The sequence below is a fragment of the Variovorax sp. P5_A3 genome (genome assembly GCF_056400665.1).
In genome coordinates this window covers 1-1,440 of the sequence record NZ_JBFUKW010000065.1, presented here as the reverse complement: position 1 = coordinate 1,440, position 1,440 = coordinate 1, and the positions used below count along the sequence as shown (strand labels likewise).

At 64.5% G+C, this 1,440-nt stretch carries 2 protein-coding genes; both read left to right on the top strand.

The features are described from left to right. Window positions 1-438: methyl-accepting chemotaxis protein (locus AC1D3B_RS36140; RefSeq protein ID WP_478195465.1), on the top strand; the 438-nt coding region annotated here is incomplete at its 5' end. Window positions 439-484: 46 nt separating this feature from the next. Further along, window positions 485-1,440: MCP four helix bundle domain-containing protein (locus AC1D3B_RS36135; RefSeq protein ID WP_478195464.1), on the top strand; the 956-nt coding region annotated here is incomplete at its 3' end.

Sequence of the window (1,440 nt, the reverse complement as noted above, 5' to 3'; positions counted from 1 at the left end):
CAGGTGGCCGAAGCGGGCAAGACGATGGAAGAGATCGTCGACAGCGTGAAGCGGGTGACCRACATCATGGGCGAGATCACCGCGGCGAGCCAGGAGCAGACCTCGGGCATCGAGCAGATCAACCAGGCGATCACGCAGATGGACCAGGTAACGCAGCAGAACGCCGCACTGGTCGAGGAAGCCGCCGCAGCCGCCGCATCGCTGCAGGAGCAGGCAGGCAGCCTCTCGCAGGTCGTGAGCGTGTTCAAGCTGGGTCAAGGCGATCAGACCGCCCCCGCTCTCGCACGCAGCGCACCGGTCGCCATCGCAACCGCCAGGCTGGCACCGCAGGCCCGCGCCAAGGCGCCCGCGGCTGTGCGCGAAAAGACAGCCCGCACGGAACCCCAACTGGCCGTCGCCGGTGCCGGCACGGCCTCGGGCGACTGGACCGAATTCTGAGCCCGGGCTCACAGGACACAAGGCCACAGGACCCAAGGGAGAAATGATGAAAGCGTTCTACAACCTCAGGATCGCCGCCAAGCTGCTGATTTCCTTCATTGCGGTCCTGGCGTTGACCGTGTTGGTCGGCGTCTTCTCGGTGGTGCAGCTCGGGAAGGTCAACCAGGTGTCGACGGACATCACCACGAACTGGATGCCCGCCACGCGCGCGCTGCTCGCCATGAAGGGCGCCATGTCGCGCTTTCGTTCGCAGGAACTCCAGCACATCCTCGCCACCACCGAGGCGGACATGGCGCGTTATGAAAAGCTGATGGACGAGGCGTGGACCGATCTGCAGAAAAACCGCTCCGAGTACGAGGCGCTTATTTCGGAGCCTGAGGAAAAACGGCTCTTTCCGGAGTTCGACAAGGCCTTGAACCAGTACACGGCGGAGCACGAGAGGGTGCTCGCCTTCTCGCGCGCGCAGAAGAAGGACGCGGCGGTCGCCCTGATTCGCGGCGAATCCTCGCACGCGAACCAGCGCGTGACCGAGACGCTGTCGCAACTCGCGGATGTGAACACGGACGGTGCGAAGAAGGCGGACGAATTGGCCGACCGGGTCTACGCGGATGCCAGGTTCTGGATCATCGGCATCCTGCTCGGCAGCGTGGCGCTCGGCCTTGCACTCGCCTTCTGGATCGCACGCATCGTGGCGCTTCCGCTGTCGAAGGCGGTGAAGGTTGCGCAGTCGGTGGCATCCGGCGACCTGACCAGCCGTATCGAGGCGCAGTCGAAGGACGAGACCGGACTGCTGTTGATCGCCTTGAAGGAGATGAACGACAGCCTGGTGAAGATCGTGGGTGAGGTGCGCACAGGCACGGACACGATCGCGACCGCGTCGAGCCAGATTGCCACGGGCAACCAGGACCTGTCGTCGCGCACCGAAGAGCAGGCGAGTTCGCTGGAACAGACGGCGGCCTCGATGGAGGAACTCACCAGCACCGTCAAGCAGAACGCGGACAA